Below are 4784 nucleotides of genomic sequence, written 5' to 3' on the forward strand. Positions count from 1 at the left end.
AAGCCACATGTGTTTCGAGAAGCCACCATTATGGTTGCTTTTCGAAACACATGTGGCTTTTCGCTTTTATTCTTTCTTGAATAAAGACAGATATAAACAAAAAAGCCTTGATTCCGAAGAATCAAGGCTTTTTCCTAGTGTGACCCCAACCGGATGGGTACGGTGATGAGGGCGCATAATGCCGAGCGCGCGAGGGAATTCATTATGCGTCCGAATGCCACGCCGCAAGAAGTGGCGGGGCATGATGCCGAGCGCGCGAGGAAATCCATCATGCCCCGGAGTGCCGCGACGTAAGGAGCGGCGCCGTGAGAGGCTCACGGCGGCACCATAGAATCTGGGCTCAGTTTTGCCCGATAAACAAAGAAACCCTCAGCCAGAAGACTGAGGGTTTATTTCCTAGTGTGACCCCAACCGGATTTGAACCGGTGTTGCCGCCGTGAGAGGGCGGAGTACTAGGCCGCTATACGATGGGGCCATGAGATTTACATCTCTTTTACCAGGTCTCCCTGGCAACACATATAACTATACAGAGGTTCCCAGAAACAACCAAATCGAAAAGTGGTGAATTGAATCACATATTTTACACTTAGTGCAAGACCCCCGGCACAGACTCTTTTCCAGCTGCACCAGGCACTCCCCCGACTACCTCAAGCAGGCTGCCTCAAGCACCCGCCGCGCCTACCTCCAGCTCAATCAAGCACGACAGTATCAGGGCACAAAAATGCGCCCCGCACAGTGTACGGGGCGCATCCGCTCAAACTAGAGCAAGAAACTATGCCTTACGGCGGCGAAGCACCATCACAGCGGCACCAGCAATCAGCACAAACGCACCAACAGCAGCCAGACTCAGAACATTCTGAGCACCAGTCTTAGCCAGCGAGCCCTTGCTCTGAGGCGCAGACTTGGTCGCCGAAGCGCTCACCTGAGAATCCGAACCGGAGCCCTTAGACTGACCCTCAGACTTCACCGAAGAAGAGTTCTTCAGCGGCGCGGTCTTCGCGGTGGTTCCCAGTTGGTCGTTAGCTTCCTCAGCCTTCGACTGCTCACCCTTCGACTGTTCGCCCTTAGGCTGCTCAGCTGCCGGCTTCTTTTCTACTGCAGCAGATGCGGAAGGCGATGCCGAAGCATTGGTCGGGAATGCCGGCTCGTCAGCCTCGTCGCGATTATCTGCATTACCGGCATCCTTCGCATCGTTAACAATCAGCGAAACAGCCGAATCGTAATTGCGGTTGGTAGCCACATCAGAACCAGCGGTGACGGTACCGAGCATGTAGCCCTGGCTGTACTGCATGGTGTTCGCCGGAACACGCAGAGTTGCCTCGAAGGAGTACTTGCCGGTGCGTGCGTTGTAGACAAACGCGCTCGCAGGAACGACAGTGGAGACCTTCTGAATGTTTGCCAGTTCGCTATCGGTCAGTTTGTCGTAACCCATCGACCATTCGCCTTCCTTGACGAGGAACAGGCGAATACCTTCTGCCGGGGGCTTCTCAAAGTCGTAGCCGGAGACGTGGAAGGTGTAGGGGCGGGTAATGTCGACGGTGCCCTCAGCGAAGTTCAGGGTGGGGTCAATCAGCACTGCGGTAGCCTGCTTCGGGTAACCCTGGAAGGGAACCTTAGCGGGGTTAATGGTCGCGGTGGAGGTGAACTCACCCTCAGAAACCTCAGCGTAGAACTTCACGATGGAGTTCGGAACCAGCTTCTGCTGCGAGGAAGGAACAGCCTTGCCGTTACGATCCACGGTCGCCTTGGAGGTGTAGGTGTCGGTCATGGTGCCGTCGCCGGTCTTCGAGTTCAGCACGTAGGGCACAGCCGCGGTGGTGTTCGCGATATCCTGCTTGTCCACTGCAATGACGGAGCCATCCTCGGTGACGGTCAGATCGTTAGCCTTACCGCCGTTCATCTCAACCTCACCGATCACGCGGTCGGTCTTAGCGTCAAAGATAGCGATCTTGCCGGTACCGAAATCGGTCACGTACACCAGGTCGCGGTCCTCGTCGTTCTCCATGGACAGCGCCTGGGTGCCGAACTTAACGAACTTCTTGAACGCACCGGTGGTCAAATCGTAGACAGAGATACCGGAGTTCACGCCGTCCACGCCCTGCGAGGAGACGTAAATTTCGTTCTCGGAGTGGTCAATAGTGACGTCAGAGGGGCGGACTTCAACGGAGGAGTTCTCGCCGCGGGTCTGAATAACCTGCTCGGTCTTGAACGTATGAGTGTTGATTACGAAGACCTTGCCGCCGGTGCGCTCGGGCACATACAGCTTGTCGCCGTCAATGGTCATGTTCATGCCAATGTAGCGGGTACCACCGTTGGGGGCGCCTTCCAGCTGCAGCTTGGTAACCTCGAAGGTCTTCATGTCAATTGCGGACACATAGTAGCGGCCGGTCACGAACACCTTACCGGAGTTGTGATCCACCAGCACAGAGCGGGGGTGCTCAATCCAGTTCGGGTCACTCTCGGAGATACCGTGGTTAGTCCAAATCTGCTCCATGGTGCTCTGGTCGAACACAGACAGGGAGTTGTCGGTGGTGTTAGTAACCCACACGGTACCGGACACGTCATCAACAGTGATGCCATACGCGGAAATGTAGCCAAATTCGCCGTTCTTATCCAGCTCGAAGGGAAGCGCCGCCACTTCTTCAATCTGAAGAGTGTCTGCGTTGACACGAGCAATGGTGGAGGCGAGGTCGCCGCGGGCACCCACGCCGACCATCCAAATCTTGTTGGTCGCCTTAGAGTATGCAACCTGGTACTGGCCGGGCAGACCCTGGGTAATCTGCGCAACGGATGCGGAGGTGTCAACAACGCGGCTCAGCGATGCGGTGGAAGGAACCGAGGCGCTGGAGGAAGCGGTCTGATGTGCGGTATTCGGTGCTGCGAAGGAGGCAGGAATCATGGCTGCGCCGGAGATTGCGAGCGCAAGGGAGCCAACAGCGAGCCCCTTCAATGCTTTACCCGAGGAGGGAGTGAGGTTCAATGTGTGTCCTTCAAATGTGTAACGGAAGTGCTCACATGCCGCATGCGAATGCTAACGAGACACCCGTGAATATGCAGTGACATATTCGACGGCACGAAAAGCAGAAATGCAGGTAACGCATAAATTTACCTACCTTCTAATCCTCAGTGTTTTCCCAGGAAAATACAAGCAGCGACGTGGGTGTGTTTTGTGTTTTTATGCGTGACCCCCAAATTCGCCTTCAGTATCACGTGAAGGTTGAGGCGTTTCCGGGGTTTTTCCTTGCTCTTGCGGGCAAAAACCCTGGTTGCCAGGGGGTATTGTGATGCTTTTATATTTACACATTAATGTAAAAGTTTAGGTGAGGTGCATCTGCGATATTCACCACGGGTTACACATTTTCTCGACATTCAAAACCTATATTTTTACAAGCGTGTGCACATATATAAATATTTACTGTATAAGTTACCCAGAATAACCCCAAGCGGGCACACAAAAGGCGGGTACCCCTCCCCCAGATTCGAAGAATCCGAAAGAGAAAATACCCGCCTTCTCACGCGTTACATCGAGCATTTACGCCCGAAAACTAAACGCTACGCTTATGCCTTGCGGCGGCGCATCACCAGAGCAGCACCCGCAATCAGAGCCACAGAAGCGAAAGCAACCAGCGGCATCACAGCATTAGCACCGGTGTTCGCCAGAGCGCCACGCGAAGAGCCAGCCTGCGAGGAACCTGCGTCGCTCTTAGCTACCGAGGAGCCACCGCCCAAATTATCGGAGCCACCTGCAGAGGAGCCACCGTTCTTCACAGCCGAACCGGACTTATCAGCCTTCACAGCATCCGGAGCAGACTTGGAGTCCTGTGCACCGGTCTTAGAGTCAGACTTCGAATCAGACTGAGATGCCTGATCCTTGGAGGTCTGGTCCTTAGCCTCTGCGGTGTTCTCGGACTTAGCGTCAGACTTCTTATCCTCGGACTTAGCGTCCTCAGACTTCTTATCTTCTGCCTTCTTGTCCTCAGCCTTCTTGTCCTCAGCCTTCTTGTCCTCAGCCTTCGGGTCAGCCGGCTTCGATTCCTCAGCCTTCACACCGGTCACCGTCGGGTAACCCGCGAAATCCAGCGAAGTCGGGGTGATACCCACCGGAGCTGCGCTCGCGTCGGTGTCCTTCACGCCAACCTTGAACTTCAGAATCGAGTTAGCCTTCAGCTGCTGAACCGATGCGGGAACGTCGTTACCCTGGCGATCCTTGGTGGGCAGGGTGGTGTACTCGCTGGCGGTGGTGATTTCGCCGGTGGTGCCGTTGAGCACGTAGGGCAGGGTCACCTTCTCGTCGCGGTCCTTCTTGTCAACAACCAGTACGGAGCCGTCCTTGAGCAGGGTCACGTCGTTCGCGGCTGCGCCGTTCATCTCAACCTCGCCGATGACCTCGTCAGCACGGCCGTCGAAGACAGCCACCTTGCCGGTACCGAAGTCGGTTACGTACACCAGGTCGCGGTCCTCATCGTGCTCCAGAGCGAGCGCCTGAGTGCCGAACTTGACGAACTTCTTGAATTCGCCGGTGGTCAGGTCGTACACGGAGATACCGGAGTTGACGCCCTTCACACCCTGAGAAGAAACGTAAATCTCATTCAGCGAGTGGTCCACAGCAACGTCGGAGGGGCGAACCTCAACGGTGGAATCCTCACCCTGAGTCTGGATGGTCTTCTCAACCTTGAAGGTCTTGGTGTCCACGACGAAGAGCTTGCCGCCGGTGCGCTCGGGCACGTACAGCTTGCCGCCGTCGAGGAACAGGTTCATGCTGATGTAGCGGGTGCCGCCGTCGG

Annotated in this window: 2 protein-coding genes and 1 tRNA gene; all 3 read right to left on the reverse strand. The window is 55.7% G+C overall.

The genetic code is table 11. The annotated features are described in order from the left end of the window. Positions 1-402: 402 nt before the first annotated feature. Positions 403-475, reverse strand: a tRNA-Glu gene (locus tag HMPREF2712_RS08005). 297 nt (positions 476-772) lie between these two features. Beyond that, a complete protein-coding gene (locus tag HMPREF2712_RS08010) occupies positions 773-2980 on the reverse strand; it encodes an LPXTG cell wall anchor domain-containing protein (RefSeq protein WP_070616680.1) in 2208 nt (735 codons plus the stop codon). A 578-nt stretch (positions 2981-3558) separates the two neighbouring features. After that, positions 3559-4784 (reverse strand): YncE family protein (locus HMPREF2712_RS08015; protein ID WP_141762581.1); only part of this gene is annotated, 1226 nt, incomplete at its 5' end.

This window comes from Rothia sp. HMSC064F07, assembly GCF_001837265.1.
Lineage (GTDB): Bacteria > Actinomycetota > Actinomycetes > Actinomycetales > Micrococcaceae > Rothia > Rothia mucilaginosa.